Below are 13,735 nucleotides of genomic sequence, written 5' to 3'. Positions count from 1 at the left end.
CGCGGTCCCGAGCCTGGTCGGACGGGGGTGGGAGGCACCCTGCCCGGCGGGTCACTGGACGCCCAGCTCCTTGTCCTCGCGGGCCTCCCCGGGGCGCTCCCCGGCCCCGAGCAGACGGCGCAGGGAGACCAGCCGGGACGCGCCCGCGTCCCCGGCGCGGCCCTGCGCCACCCAGGCGTCCAGGGCGCAGCCGGGGGAGGTGCCCGTGTGCCGGCAGCCCTTGGGGCACTCGGCGATCGCCTCGGCGAGCTCGTCGAAGGACTCCACGATCCGGTCGTGGTCCACGTGCGCCAGACCGAACGAGCGGATGCCGGGGGTGTCGATGATCCAGGACCCGGGGGAGGCGTCCTCGATCTTCAGGGCGAGGGCCGACGACGACGTGTGCCGGCCCCGCCCGGTCACCGCGTTCACCCCGCCCGTGGCCCGGTCGGCGCCCGTGAGGGCGTTGACGAGGGTGGACTTGCCCACGCCGGAGTGCCCCAGCAGCACCGAGACGTGACCGTCGAGACGCTCGCGCAGGGCCTCGACGAGCGCGGGGTCGAGGGGCAGCGTGGTCCCGTCGTCGTCGGCCGGGACCTCCCGGGCAGGCCCGGAGACGAGCACGGGCAGCTCGAGGGCCGTGTAGTGGGAGATGAGCTCGGCGGGGTCCCGCAGGTCGGTCTTGGTGATGCACAGCAGCGGCTCGATGCCGGCGTCGTAGGCGGCCACGAGGGAGCGGTCGATGAACCCGGTGCGGGGCTCGGGGTTGGCGGCGGCCACGACGACCACGAGCTGGTCGGCGTTGGCGACCACGACGCGCTCGACCGGGTCGGTGTCGTCCGCGCTGCGGCGCAGGACGGTGGAGCGCTCCTCGATCCGCACGAGGCGGGCCAGGGAGTCCGGGGCGCCGCTGACGTCGCCGACGAGGCCGACGAGGTCGCCGGCGACCACGGGCCGGCGCCGCAGCTCCCTGGCGCGCACCGCCACGACCAGCCGCTCCCGGGGCGTGTCCTCCTCGAGGATCGCGGTGTAGCGGCCGCGGTCCACGGTGACGATGCGGCCGGTGACCGCGTCCTCGTGCGCGGGCCGCTCCTTGGTGCGCGGGCGGGAGCCGGTCTTGCTGGGACGGACGCGCACGTCCGACTCGTCCCAGTCGCGCCGGACGGAGTCCCTACGCGTCACGGCTCGTGCCTGTGAGCTCCGCCCACAGCCGAGGGAACTCGGGCAGGGTCTTGGCGGTGGTCGCGATGTTCTCGACCCGGACGTCCGGGACCACGAGGCCGATCACGGCGCCGGCGGTGGCCATGCGGTGGTCCTCGTAGCTGTGGAACGTCCCCCCGTGCAGGGGCGCCGGCCGGATCACCAGCCCGTCCGGGGTCTCCTCGGCGTCGCCGCCGAGCCGGTTGATCTCGGTGACGAGCGCGGCGAGCCGGTCGGTCTCGTGGCCGCGCAGGTGCGCGATGCCGCGCAGCCGCGAGGGCGTGCCGGCGACCGCGCACACGGCCGCGACGGTGGGCGCGAGCTCCCCGGCCGCGCCGAGGTCGAGGTCGACCCCGGTCACCGTGACGGGGCCCGTGACGGTGAAGGTCCCGTCCGTGAGCTCCACGGCCGCGCCGAAGGCCGGGAGGATGTGCTTCCAGTGGTCGCCGCCCTGGGTGGTGCGGGCGGGCCAGCGGGGCACCGAGACCCGCCCGCCGGTCACCACCGCGGCGGCCAGGAACGGCCCGGCGTTGGAGAGGTCCTGCTCGATGGTCACGTCGAAGGCCCGCACCGGCCCGGGGGCCACCCGCCACTCGTCGGGCACGGTGTCGTCCACGGAGACCCCGAGGCCGCGCAGCACCTCGACGGTCATCTCGACGTGCGGCATGGACGGCACGCCGCGGCCCGAGCCGTCGGCGCTGCGGTGGCGCAGCACGAGCCCGTCGTCGAAGCGGGCGCCGGCGAGCAGCAGGGCGGAGACGAACTGACTGGAGCCGGTGGCGTCGATCTCCAGCTCCCCGCCGCGCGCCCCGCCGGTGCCGTGCACGGTGAAGGGCAGCCGGCCGCGGCCGTCGTCCTCGACGCGCAGGCCGAGCCCGCGCAGGGCGTCGATCACCGGTCCCATGGGGCGCACCCGGGCGCCCGGGTCGCCGTCGAAGGTGACGGGACGCCGCGCGAGGGCGGCGACGGGCGGCACGAAGCGCATCACGGTCCCGGCCAGCCCGCACTCGACGGTCACCGGGTCCGTGGCGTCCCACGCGGCGGGCTCGACGCGCAGGTCGGGGCCGAAGCCGCCGTCCCCCGGCACCTCCTCGACGCGGGCCCCCAGGGCGCGCAGGGCCTCGACCATGAGCCGGGAGTCGCGGGAGTGCAGGGGCGAGCGCAGCCGGCACGGGCCGTCCGCCAGGGCGGCGAGCAGCAGGTACCGGTTGGTGAGGGACTTCGAGCCCGGCACCGTCAGCTCGGCGACGACGGGACGGGGACCGACGAACGGAGCCGGCCACAGCTCGTGCTGCGGGGCCGGCTCCGCGGCGTCGGGACGGGCCACGGGGGCGGAGGACTCCGACGGCATCACGACAGGGGGCCGCGGCCTAGCCCTGCTTGACGGCGTGCTGGAGGGCCTTCTCGGCCTTCGCGACCTGCTTCTGGGTGTCCTTGCCCAGCTTGGAGGCGTTCTTGCGGACGTCCCCGGCGAGGTGCTCGGCGCGCCACAGCAGGGACGGGTTGCCCTCGGTGTCCACGGCGGCGAGCATGACCGCGCCCACGAGCGAGGCGTTCTTGAACGCGGTGGAGCGGCGGGCGGCCTTCTGCTCCGCCGTGCTCGCCTCCGCGGCGCGGTAGTCGGCGTAGGCGTTGAGGGCCGTGGTGGTCACGAGGACGCCGGCCGAGAGGCGGGGCAGCCGGCCGAGGCCGAAGAGGACGGCCGCGCCGACCTGCGCCGCGGCGAGCCCCTGGGCCACCATCGCGGGGTTCTGGAGTGCGGGGCCGACCTGCGGGAAGGCCTTCGTGACGGCGGACGCCGCGGGGGCGAGGTGCTGGGCGGCGCTGGACGAGGAGCGGAAGCTCTCCACCCCGTTGGCGACGTAACCGGTGGCCAGCAGCGGGCGGGCGATGCGACGGACGATGCTCATGGGTTCCTCCTCGGCGGCAGTGCGGTACCGCGGGGCTGTGGTCGGGCGGGGCTGGATCGGCGGACGGCGCCGCTCGTCCCATCCTAGCCACGGGGACCGCGCACGGGGCGAGCACGGGGCCACCGCGGTGGGGAATAGGCGTGGCGGTGTCTCCCGTTGTGCAGGACAGCGACCGGCCCGCCAGGGGCAGGCCACCACCACAGTCCAGCGAGCGGACCCGCACGGCCGGGGGAGAGGAGCAGCCATCACCGCCCCCACGAGCGTTCTCGAGCCGGCCCCGGCCCGTGTCCCCGTAGACTGGGCCGTGATGAACGAGCAGAACCAGCCGGGGGCCGCGCCCCAGCGCACCGAGCCGCCCGTCGACGTCGAGACCGAGACCCCCGAGGACCGGAAGGCGCGCTTCGAGCAGGACGCCATGGAGTACGTGGACCAGCTCTACGCCGCCGCCCTGCGCATGGCTCGCAACCCGGCCGACGCCGAGGACCTCGTGCAGGAGGCCTACACGAAGGCCTTCTCCGCGTTCCACCAGTACAAGCCCGGCACGAACCTCAAGGCGTGGCTGTACCGCATCCTCACGAACACGTACATCAACCTGTACCGCAAGCGGCAGCGCGAGCCGCTGCAGGCCAACACCGACACCGTGGAGGACTGGCAGCTGCACCGCGCCGAGTCCCACACCTCCTCGGGGCTGCGCTCCGCGGAGGTCGAGGCGCTGGACCACCTGCCGGACAGCGACGTCAAGCGCGCCCTCCAGGAGCTGCCCGAGGAGTTCCGGCTGGCGGTGTACTTCTCCGACGTGGAGGGGTTCGCCTACAAGGAGATCTCCGAGATCATGGACACGCCGATCGGGACGGTGATGTCCCGCCTGCACCGCGGGCGGAAGCTGCTGCGCGAGAAGCTCGCCGACTACGCCGCCGAGCGCGGCTTCGACACGTCCAGGGTGACCGGCGACAAGAAGAAGGAAAAGGACAAGTAGACATGGCCGACTGCGAGAGCCCCGGATGCTGCACGGACGAGAGGATCCGGCTGATCTACGAGTACCTCGACGGGGTGCTCCCGGCGGAGGACCTCGACGAGATCCACGGCCACCTCCTCGAGTGCCCGGAGTGCGCCCGCGAGTACGACCTGGAGTGCGTCATCCGCTCCGTGGTCCGGCGGTCCTGCGCGGAGACCGCGCCCGCCGACCTGCGGCTCTCCATCCTCGCCCGGCTGCACGGGGCGCGCCAGGACCCACCGGCCGCCTGAGCCCGGCGGCGTGCGCTCCGGCCGCCCGGGCGCGGCGCCCCGACCCGCGGACGGCGCCGGGCCGCACGGAGGGGCCTCGGGCACCGGGACGGATCCCGGGCACACGGAAGGGCCCCGGACCGCGTCAGCGGTCCGGGGCCCTTCCGTCACGGCGTCGCCGGGGTCCGGGAAGGACCTCAGGCGTTGGGGCGCTTGCCGTGGTTGGCGCCGCCCTTGCGGCGGTCCTTGCGCTTGCGTCCGCGCTTGCTCATACGAGCCTCCTGTCTGTCCGCGGTCGCCCGCGGCGGATCGTGGGTGTCGGCGTCCGTTCCCGCGTGGTCTGGTGATGTCAGCGGCGGCCGGACGAGGCACTGCCCGCCATTCTCTCACACGCGGGACGGGCGTAGCTCACCGGGGCTCGGGCAGGTCCAGCCAGTCGTACCAGCCGCGGTGCAGGACGAGCCACGCCATCAGACCGTAGCCGGCCTGGCCGGGGTGGCCGTGGTTGGCCGCGAGGTCCTTGCGCCACTGCTCGTGGTGCTGCAGCGGGTTGAAGGTGTCCACGTAGACGTGGTTGCGCCGGGTCGTCACGTCCGCGTAGGCGGCCGAGAGGTCCGCGATCCGGCGGTTGCGCTCGGCGTCCATCGTGGGCGGGGGGCCGACGACGAGGACCCGCACGTTGTGCTGGGAGGCGGTGTCGATGATGTTGGCCATGTTCAGCCGGGACCGCGCACTCGTGATGGACAGCTCGATGTCCAGGGTGGAGGGCGCGATGACCAGGCGGTTGTCGTGTCCGGGGGAGAAGCGGCGGGCCGCCTCCTCGAACCAGCGCTCGTTGAGCGACTCGCTGCCCTCGCCGGGCGCCGCCAGGTTGTAGGCGGACACCGGGACCACGTGGTGCGGGGTCCGGGCCATGACCCGCCCGAACCAGCCGAGGCCCCGGGGGTCGCCCTCGCCGGCCAGCAGCTCGTCACCGACTGCGACAATTCTGATCCTTCGTTGCTCCACGTCGTTCTTTCTGGTCGGGGGTGCGGGATGTCTGGGGGGACGAGCGGCGCCGGCCCGTGGGCACGGGCCGGCGCCGGACTCGCTGGGGACGTGCGGGAGGGCAGGGGCACGGGCCCCCGCCCTCCCGGGACGGGCTCAGTCGCGCTCGAAGGCCGTCTGCACCAGGGTCTCGAGCTCGGCCGCGTGGCGCTTGGCCGACCCGTTGGCCGGGGACGCGGACGCGGGGCGGGACGACAGCCGGACCGGCCGGTCGAGCTGCGGCACGAGGTTGACCGCCATGAACGGCCAGGCGCCCTGGTTGGCGGGCTCGTCCTGCGCCCACGTGAGCCGGGCCTCGGGGTACTTGCCGAGCTCCTCCCGCAGCTCCGCGAGGGGCAGCGGGTACAGCTGCTCCACGCGCACGATCGCCGTCCTCCGGTCCTTGCGCTCCTCGCGGGCCGCGGCGAGGTCGTAGTAGAGCCGGCCGGAGACCAGCACCACGTCCGTGACCTCGGAGGCCTCGAGCCCCGCCTGGTCGCCGATCACGGGGCGGAACCCGCCGGACGTGAACTCCTCGATCGGGGAGGCCGCCGCCTTGAGGCGCAGCAGCTGCTTCGGCGTGGCCACCACCAGCGGCTTGCGCGGGCGGCTGTAGGCCTGCCGGCGCAGCAGGTGGAAGTGGCTCGCCGGCGTCGAGGGGTTGGCCACGACCATGTTCTTCTCGGCGCACAGTGTCAGGAAGCGCTCGATGCGGGCCGAGGAGTGGTCCGGTCCCTGCCCCTCGAAGCCGTGCGGCAGGAGCATGACCAGCGACGAGCGCTGGCCCCACTTCTGCTCCGCGGAGGAGACGAACTCGTCCAGGATGATCTGGGCGCCGTTGACGAAGTCGCCGAACTGGGCCTCCCACACGGTCAGGGCGTCGGGCCGCTCCACGGAGTAGCCGTACTCGAAGCCCAGCACGCCGTACTCGGACAGCAGCGAGTTGTAGATCGCCAGCTGCGCCTGGTTCCCGGAGAGGTGGTTGAGCGGGGTCCACTCCGCGCCGGTGCCGGAGTCGTAGAACACGGCGTGGCGCTGGGTGAAGGTGCCGCGCCGGACGTCCTGGCCGGACATCCGGACCGGGATGCCCTCCATCATGAGGGACCCGAAGGCCATGAGCTCGCCCATGCCCCAGTCCACGCCGCCCTCGCGGGTCATCGCCTCGCGGCGCTCGAGCAGCTTGCGCAGCTTCTTGTGCACGGCGAAGTCCTCGGGGACCTCCACGTGCACCGCGCCGATGCGCTGGGCGGCCTCGGTGGAGATCGCCGTGGTGCGGGGGATCGAGACCCCCGAGTCCGCCTGCTGGGCGGAGGGCCGCTCGATGTTCGAGATCGCGGCGGAGTCCCCGGTGACCAGCGGGATGGAGGAGGTCTGCGCCTCGTGGGTCTCGGCGAAGACCCGCTCCAGCCGCTCCTGGTAGTCCTTCAGCGCCCGGTCGGCCTCCTCCTGGGTGATGTCGCCGCGCCCCACGAGGTTCTCGGTGTAGATCTTGCGGGTCGAGCGCTTCTCCTCGATGAGGTTGTACATCAGCGGCTGGGTCATCGAGGGGTCGTCGCCCTCGTTGTGGCCGCGCCGCCGGTAGCAGACGAGGTCGATGATGACGTCCTTGTGGAAGGTCTGCCGGTAGGCGAACGCCATCTGGCCCACGTGGGTGACGGCCTCGGGGTCGTCGGCGTTGACGTGGAAGATCGGCGCCTGGAGGCCCTTGGCGATGTCCGTCGCGTAGGTGGTGGACCGGGCCGCGGCGGGCGAGGTGGTGAAGCCCACCTGGTTGTTCACGACGACGTGGACGGTGCCGCCCACGGTGTAGCCGGGCAGCAGGGCCATCTGCAGGACCTCGGCCACGACGCCCTGGCCCGCGAAGGCCGCGTCGCCGTGCACCTGGATCGGCAGCACCGGGAACGTGCCGTCGCCCTCGGGCCCGGCGCCCAGGACGTCGGTCTTGGCCCGGGCGATGCCCTCGATGACCGGGTCGGCGGCCTCGAGGTGGGACGGGTTCGCGGCGAGGTAGACCTGGGTCTCGTTGCCGTTGTCGGAGGTGAAGGAGCCCTCCGTGCCGAGGTGGTACTTCACGTCGCCGGAGCCCTCGGTGGTGCGCGGGTCCTGGCTGCCCTCGAACTCCCGGAAGACCTGGGCGTAGGACTTGCCGGCGATGTTGGTGAGCACGTTGAGCCGGCCGCGGTGGGCCATGGCGATGCCCACGCCGGCGAGCCCGGCGTCGGCGGCGTCGGAGATGATCTCGTCCAGCAGCGGGATCAGGGACTCGCCCCCCTCGAGGGAGAAGCGCTTCTGGCCGACGTACTTGGTCTGCAGGAACGTCTCGAACGCCTCGGCGGCGTTGAGCCGGCCGAGGATGCGGAACTGCTCCTCACGGCTGGGCTTCTGGTACCCGTGCTCCAACTGGTCCTGGAACCACTCGCGCTCCTCCGGCTCCTGCAGGTGCATGTACTCCACGCCGAGGGTGCGGCAGTAGGCGTCCCGCAGCCGGCCCAGGATGGTGCGCAGGCTCAGGACGTCCGCGCCGCCGAAGCCCCCGGTGGGCCACTCGCGCTCCAGGTCCCACAGGGACAGCCCGTAGGTGCGGATGTCGAGGTCCGGGTGCTTGCGCATCACGTACTCGAGCGGGTTGGTGTCCGCCATGAGGTGTCCGCGGACCCGGTACGCGTGGATGAGCTGCTGGATCCGGGCGACCTTGTTGACCTGGATCTCGGGGTTGACCTGGTTGTCCACGGCCCAGCGCACGGGCTCGTAGGGGATCCGCAGGGCCTCGAAGATCTCGTCGTAGAAGTCCTCCGCGCCCAGCAGGTAGGACTCGATCAGGCGCAGGAACTCGCCGGAGCCCGCGCCCTGGATGACGCGGTGGTCGTAGGTCGAGGTCAGCGTGATGATCTTCGAGACCGCGTGCCGCGCGATGGTCTTGGGGGAGGAGCCCCGGTACTCGGCGGGGTGGTCGAGCGCGCCGACGCCGACGATGCACGCCTGTCCCTTGGACAGCCGCGGCACGGAGTGGACCGTGCCGATGCCGCCCGGGTTGGTCAGGGACACCGTGGTGCCCTGGTAGTCCTCCATGGTCAGCTCGTTGGCGCGCGCGCGGCGGACGACGTCCTCGTACGCGGTCCAGAACTGCGTGAAGGACATGGCCTCGGCGCCCTTGATGTTCGGCACCACGAGGTTGCGGGAGCCGTCCTTGTTCGGGATGTCGATGGCGATGCCGAAGTTGACGTGGGCCGGGTGGACCGCGACGGGCTTGCCGTCCTGCTCGTCGTAGACGACGTTCTGGGACGGGTAGTTGGCCAGCGCCTTGATCACGGCGTAGCCGATGAGGTGCGTGAAGGACACCTTGCCGCCACGGTTGCGGGAGAGGTGGCTGTTGATCACGATCCGGTTGTCGATCAGCAGCTTCGCCGGGACGGCCCGGACCGTCGTGGCGGTGGGCACCGTGAGGGACGCGTCCATGTTGGCGGCCACGGCCTTCGCGGGCCCGCGCAGCTTGACGACCTTGTCCTCGGCCGGCGCGTCGTGGTTGGGGGCCGTGGCGCGGGCGCGGGCGGGCTGGGCCGGAATGGGCTTCTTCGCGTCCGCGGCCTCGGTCTCACCGTGCTCGGACTCGGGCCGGCCCTCCGCCTTGGCCCCGGACCGGGTGGGCGCCGGCGCCGTCGCGGGCTCCGCCGTCGGGGCGGAGGCGGTGCGGGCGGCGGTTCCGGAGGAGGTCCTCCGGGCCGCGGGGGGCTGGGCGGCGGCCTGGGGCCGCGCGGGGGAGGCCGCGGGGGCCGCCTCCTTCGCGGGGGCCTGGGCGGCCGGGGGCGCCGGGGCCTGCGCGGCGGCCGGTTGCTCCGCGGCCGTGCCGCTGTCCGCGCTCATCGACTCGAAGATGGGCCACCACTTCTCGTCCACCGAGTTCTTGTCCGTCCGGTACTTCTCGAACAGTTCGTCGACGAGCCACTCGTTACCTGCGAATTCTTCAGGGATGGGGTGCTGTGGCTGATGTGGCACGGGGAATACGCCTCTTCCATGGTTGATCGCGTGGAGGCCGTCTGCCCGGTCCCCACAGTGTCGGTCCCGGCAGCGTCCGGACCGCCGCCGGTGTTCGTCGCCGGCCGTCTCCCGTGACAGCCGGAGGCGTCCGCCTCCGGGAGGTGCCGGACGGTCGTCGACCGGGCGCGGCCGTACCTCCGGCGAGTCTAGTGATCCGCGCGGCGGCATGGCTAGTCCGCCGCCCCGCCCCCGGGGCGCGTGTCGCGGGCCCCCGGCTAGACTGGCGGGCGTGCGATTCCTCAACACCCCCACGTCCGACCTGACCTACAGCGACGTCTTCCTCGTCCCCTCGAGCTCCCGGGTCACCTCCCGGTTCGACGTCGACCTCTCCCCGCGCGACGGCACGGGCGCCACCGTGCCGCTGGTGGCCGCGAACATGACGGCCGTCACCGGGCGCCGGATGGTCGAGACGCTCGCCCGCCGCGGCGGACTGGGCATCCTGCCGCAGGACATCCCGCTCGACGTCATCGCGGACGTCACGTCCTGGGTCAAGGACCGCTCGCCGCGCTTCGAGACGCCGGTGGTGCTCGGCGCCGAGGACACCGTCCACGACGCCCTGGGCATCATGCACAAGCGCCCCCACGGCGCCGTGGTGGTCTGCGGCCCGGAGCGGGCCTACCGCGGGGTGGTGCTCGCGGCCGACTGCGCCGAGGTGGACCGATTCACGCAGCTCGGCTCGATCATGCGCACCGACGCCCCGGTGTTCTCGCTGGCGGAGGTCCGTGCCGGGTCCGGCGACGACGTCCTCGCCGCCGCCTACGACCGGCTCACCCAGACCCGCGCCCACGTGGCGCCGGTGCTCGACGGCGACACGGTCGTGGGCGTGCTGACCCGCAAGGGCACGGTCCGCTCCACCATCTACACCCCCGCGCTGGACGGCGCGGGCCGGCTCCGGGTGGGCGCCGCCGTCGGGATCAACGGGGACGTCCGGGGCAAGGCACGGGCACTGCTCGACGCCGGCGTGGACGTGCTCGTCGTGGACACCGCGCACGGCCACCAGCGCAAGATGATCGAGGCCCTCGAGCAGGTCCGCGCGGCGGCCCCCGACGTGCCCGTCGTGGCCGGCAACGTGGTCACCGCCGACGGCGTCCAGGACCTCGTCGACGCCGGCGCGGACATCGTGAAGGTCGGTGTGGGCCCCGGCGCGATGTGCACCACCCGGATGATGACCGCCGTGGGCCGGCCCCAGTTCTCCGCCGTGCTCGAGTGCGCCGAGGCCGCCGCCGGGCTGGGCCGGCACGTCTGGGCGGACGGCGGCGTGAAGCACCCCCGGGACGTGGCCCTCGCACTTGCGGCCGGGGCCAGCCAGGTGATGGTGGGCTCCTGGTTCGCCGGCACCCACGAGGGCCCCGGCGAGCTGAACGTGGACGCCGACGGCCGCATGTACAAGGAGAGCTTCGGCATGGCCTCGACCCGCGCCGTGCGCGAGCGCACCCGCGGCGAGGGCGCCTTCGCCCGGGCCCGCAAGGGACTGTTCGAGGAGGGCATCTCGAGCTCCAAGATGTACCTGGACCCCGAGCGCCCCGGCGTGGAGGACCTCGTGGACCAGATCACCGCGGGCGTGCGCAGCTCCATGACCTACGCGGGCGCCACGACCCTCGAGCAGTTCGCGGCCCGGGCCGTGGTCGGCATCCAGTCCGCCTCCGGCTACGAGGAGGGCAGGGCGCGCCCCGTCAGCTGGTCGTGAGCACGCGCCCGGCGGCTCCCGCTCCGGTACCCTGGAGCTCTCATGGACTCGTTCAGTAGTTGCCGGCCCGGCCGCGGCGTCCCCCGCCGCGGCCCCCGAGCCGGCTCACCCACCGTCCCCCTCCCCGCCCCCGGCCGCCCCGCCCCCGGCCGCCCGGCCTCCGACCGCCCCGCCCCCGCACGGCGGGACGCCGCGGGAGGCCGCTCCTGATGGAATGGCTGCTCCTGGCGGCGGGCCTGCTCCTCATCCTCGGCACGGGCTTCTTCGTGGCCGTGGAGTTCTCGCTCGTGGCCCTCGACCAGACCACGGTGCGCCGGGCGATCGCCGAGGGCGACCGCGCCGCGGAACCACTGCTCAAGTGCCTCAAGTCCCTGTCCACGCAGCTCTCCAGCTGCCAGCTGGGGATCACCCTGACCACCCTGCTCACCGGCTACACCCTGGACCTGGCGCTCCAGTCCTTCCTGCGGGAGCCGATCGCCGAGCTCACCGGCCTGTCCGTGGCGGCGGCCGGGGGAGCGACCCTGGCGCTGTCGATGCTCATCTCCACCCTGCTGTCCATGCTGCTGGGCGAGCTCGTGCCCAAGAACTGGGCCATCGCGGAGGCGTTCCGGGTGGGACGGAGGGTCGCCCGCCCACAGCTCGTGTTCACCGCGGTGTTCAAGCCGTTCGTCGTCACCCTCAACGGCGTGGCCAACCGCGTCCTGCACCTGTTCGGGATGGAGGCCAAGGAGGAGCTCTCGGGCGCGCGCTCCCCGGAGGAGCTGTCCTCGATGGTCCGCCGCTCCGCGAAGATGGGCACCCTGGACGCCGGCACCGCCGCGTTCGTCGCCAAGACCCTCACGTTCGCGGAGCGCACGGCCGCGGACGTCATGACACCCCGGATCCGCGTGCAGATGCTCGACTCCCACGAGTCCGTCGCGGACGTCGTGGCCGTCGCCTCCCGCACCGGGCACTCCCGCTTCCCCGTGATGGATGACTCCCCGGACGACGTCCGCGGCGTGGTCCACGTCAAGAAGGCCGTGGCCGTGCCGTCGGAGCGCCGCGCCGCCCTCGAGTGCGGGGCGATCATGGAGGACGTCCTGCGCGTGCCCGAGACCGTCCACCTGGACTCCCTCCTCGTGCAGCTGCGCTCCGGCGGGCTCCAGATGGCCGTCGTCGTCGACGAGTGGGGCGGCACCGCCGGCGTCGTCACCCTGGAGGACCTCGTGGAGGAGGTGGTCGGGGAGGTCTCCGACGAGCACGACCGGCTCAGCCTCGGCGCCCTGCAGTCCGCGGCGGGCGAGTGGTACTTCCCCGGCCTGATGCGCCCCGACGAGGTCTCCGAGCAGATCACCGAGCTCGACATCGAGGACGGTCCCGCCTACGAGACCATGGGCGGGTTCATGATGGACCGGCTCGGGCAGATCCCGAGGCCCGGGGACGTGGTCCCCGTGCAGGGCGGCGTGCTCGAGGTCGCCCGGATGGAGGGGCGCCGCGTGGACCGCATCCGCTTCGTCCCGGCACCGGCCGAGCCCGAGGACGCCCCGGCGGGGGCCCGCGAGAGCGGCACCCGAGAGGAGGACGCACGATGAGCGACTGGGCAGGCCTGGCATGGCTCGTGGTGCTCCTGGCGGGCAACGCCTTCTTCGTGGGCGGCGAGTTCGCCGTCATGTCCGCGCGGCGCAGCCAGATCGAGCCGCTGGCCGAGGACGGCAACAAGCGGGCCCGGACGGCGCTGTACGCGATGGAGCACGTGTCCCTGATGCTGGCCTGCTGCCAGCTGGGCATCACCGTGTGCTCGCTGCTGATCCTCAACATCTCCGAGCCGGCGCTGCACCACATCGTCTCCGGCCCGCTGGAGCACCTGGGCGTGCCGGCCGAGGTCGCCGACGTCAGCGGGTTCCTCACGGCCCTGCTCGTGGTCACCTTCCTGCACGTGGTGTTCGGGGAGATGGTGCCGAAGAACATGTCGGTGTCCGCCGCGGACCGCGCGGTGCTGCTGCTCGCACCGCCGCTCGTGTTCGTCTCCCGGGTGGTCAAGCCGGTCATCGCCACGCTGAACTGGGCGGCGAACCACGTCCTGAAGCTCCTGGGCATCGAGCCGAAGGACGAGGTCTCCTCGACCTTCACCCTCGACGAGCTCCAGTCCATCGTGGCGGAGTCCACGAAGGAGGGCACCGTGGCGGACCAGACGGGCCTGCTGTCCGGCGCCCTCGAGTTCTCGTCCAAGCGCACCGCCGACGTCATGGTGCCCCTGCACCAGCTCGTGACCCTGCCCGAGGACGCCTCCGCCGCGGAGGTCGAGAAGGCGGTGGCCCGCACCGGCTTCTCCCGGTTCGCCCTCACGGAGGACGACGGCGAGCTCAACGGCTACCTGCACATCAAGGACGTGCTCTCGATCCCGGAGAGCCGCTACAACGAGCCGGTGCCGGTGACCCGCGTGCGCTCGCTGGCGAACCTGCGCCCCGGCATCGAGATCGACGACGCGCTGGCGGCGATGCAGCGCACGGGCTCGCACCTGGCGCGCGTGGTCGATGCCGGCGGGCAGACCCTGGGCGTGCTGTTCCTCGAGGACGTCATCGAGGAGCTGGTGGGGGAGATCCGGGACACCACCCAGGACCGGCGGCAGCGCCGCGGGGACCGGATGGACACCTCGGAACCACCGCGCTGACGGACCCGCACCCGCCGGCCGGCC

At 73.1% G+C, this 13,735-nt stretch carries 11 protein-coding genes; 5 read left to right on the top strand and 6 right to left on the bottom strand.

Annotated features, from left to right (window positions below):
- Positions 1–51: 51 nt before the first annotated feature.
- The 3 genes from rsgA to ACYVM4_RS03575 are packed head-to-tail and all read right to left on the bottom strand — an operon-like array spanning position 52 to position 3,089.
- Positions 52–1,161 (bottom strand): ribosome small subunit-dependent GTPase A, encoded by a 1,110-nt coding sequence (gene rsgA / locus ACYVM4_RS03585; RefSeq protein ID WP_460667703.1) that lies wholly within the window; start codon positions 1,159–1,161, stop codon positions 52–54.
- The gene (gene aroA, locus ACYVM4_RS03580; protein ID WP_438612789.1) at positions 1,151–2,530 is read right to left on the bottom strand and encodes a 3-phosphoshikimate 1-carboxyvinyltransferase; all 1,380 of its coding nucleotides are present in this window, start codon (positions 2,528–2,530) and stop codon (positions 1,151–1,153) included. The genes rsgA and aroA overlap by 11 nt, the downstream gene beginning before the upstream one ends.
- A gap of 19 nt (positions 2,531–2,549) precedes the next feature.
- Positions 2,550–3,089, bottom strand: a complete 540-nt coding sequence (locus tag ACYVM4_RS03575; protein WP_368820217.1) for a DoxX family membrane protein — start codon at positions 3,087–3,089, stop codon at positions 2,550–2,552.
- A gap of 307 nt (positions 3,090–3,396) precedes the next feature.
- Between ACYVM4_RS03575 and ACYVM4_RS03570 the strand changes: the two genes are divergently transcribed.
- Both ACYVM4_RS03570 and rsrA read left to right on the top strand, forming a co-directional pair.
- Positions 3,397–4,065: a sigma-70 family RNA polymerase sigma factor gene (locus ACYVM4_RS03570; protein WP_368820216.1), complete on the top strand. Its 669-nt coding sequence runs from the start codon at positions 3,397–3,399 to the stop codon at positions 4,063–4,065.
- Positions 4,066–4,067: 2 nt separating this feature from the next.
- Positions 4,068–4,334, top strand: coding sequence for a mycothiol system anti-sigma-R factor (gene rsrA / locus ACYVM4_RS03565; RefSeq protein WP_368820215.1), 267 nt, complete (start codon positions 4,068–4,070; stop codon positions 4,332–4,334).
- Positions 4,335–4,510: 176 nt separating this feature from the next.
- On the opposite strand, the gene ACYVM4_RS03560 is transcribed toward rsrA, so the two are convergent.
- The 3 genes from ACYVM4_RS03560 to ACYVM4_RS03550 all read right to left on the bottom strand — a co-directional run bounded on the left by ACYVM4_RS03560 (position 4,511) and on the right by ACYVM4_RS03550 (position 9,332).
- Positions 4,511–4,585, bottom strand: coding sequence for a 50S ribosomal protein bL37 (locus ACYVM4_RS03560; RefSeq protein ID WP_095343185.1), 75 nt, complete (start codon positions 4,583–4,585; stop codon positions 4,511–4,513).
- 136 nt (positions 4,586–4,721) lie between these two features.
- Positions 4,722–5,321, bottom strand: coding sequence for a GDSL-type esterase/lipase family protein (locus ACYVM4_RS03555; RefSeq protein WP_368820214.1), 600 nt, complete (start codon positions 5,319–5,321; stop codon positions 4,722–4,724).
- 135 nt (positions 5,322–5,456) lie between these two features.
- The gene (locus tag ACYVM4_RS03550) at positions 5,457–9,332 is read right to left on the bottom strand and encodes a multifunctional oxoglutarate decarboxylase/oxoglutarate dehydrogenase thiamine pyrophosphate-binding subunit/dihydrolipoyllysine-residue succinyltransferase subunit (protein WP_368820213.1); all 3,876 of its coding nucleotides are present in this window, start codon (positions 9,330–9,332) and stop codon (positions 5,457–5,459) included.
- 271 nt (positions 9,333–9,603) lie between these two features.
- Here ACYVM4_RS03550 and guaB1 point away from each other — a divergent pair, with 271 nt between their 5' ends.
- From guaB1 to ACYVM4_RS03535, 3 genes are all read left to right on the top strand, one after another.
- The gene (gene guaB1 / locus ACYVM4_RS03545) at positions 9,604–11,061 is read left to right on the top strand and encodes a GMP reductase (RefSeq protein ID WP_368820212.1); all 1,458 of its coding nucleotides are present in this window, start codon (positions 9,604–9,606) and stop codon (positions 11,059–11,061) included.
- Between the two features lie 209 nt (positions 11,062–11,270).
- Positions 11,271–12,632: a hemolysin family protein gene (locus tag ACYVM4_RS03540; protein WP_368820211.1), complete on the top strand. Its 1,362-nt coding sequence runs from the start codon at positions 11,271–11,273 to the stop codon at positions 12,630–12,632.
- Positions 12,629–13,711 carry a hemolysin family protein gene (locus ACYVM4_RS03535; protein WP_368820210.1) on the top strand — a complete coding sequence of 361 codons (1,083 nt, stop codon included), beginning with the start codon at positions 12,629–12,631 and terminating at the stop codon, positions 13,709–13,711. Before ACYVM4_RS03540 ends, ACYVM4_RS03535 begins: the two co-directional genes overlap by 4 nt.
- Positions 13,712–13,735: the final 24 nt, after the last annotated feature.

The sequence above is a fragment of the Kocuria himachalensis genome (genome assembly GCF_054784195.1).
This window is presented reverse-complemented; position numbering and strand designations above follow the sequence as displayed.

What these genes read in the sequence shown, in the direction of transcription:
- aroA (WP_438612789.1), bottom strand. Translation starts at nt 2,530, where the DNA reads ATGCCGTCGGAGTCCTCCGCCCCCGTGGCCCGTCCCGACGCCGCGGAG.
- ACYVM4_RS03575 (WP_368820217.1), bottom strand. Translation starts at nt 3,089, where the DNA reads ATGAGCATCGTCCGTCGCATCGCCCGCCCGCTGCTGGCCACCGGTTAC.
- ACYVM4_RS03570 (WP_368820216.1), top strand. Translation starts at nt 3,397, where the DNA reads ATGAACGAGCAGAACCAGCCGGGGGCCGCGCCCCAGCGCACCGAGCCG.
- rsrA (WP_368820215.1), top strand. Translation starts at nt 4,068, where the DNA reads ATGGCCGACTGCGAGAGCCCCGGATGCTGCACGGACGAGAGGATCCGG.
- ACYVM4_RS03540 (WP_368820211.1), top strand. Translation starts at nt 11,271, where the DNA reads ATGGAATGGCTGCTCCTGGCGGCGGGCCTGCTCCTCATCCTCGGCACG.
- ACYVM4_RS03535 (WP_368820210.1), top strand. Translation starts at nt 12,629, where the DNA reads ATGAGCGACTGGGCAGGCCTGGCATGGCTCGTGGTGCTCCTGGCGGGC.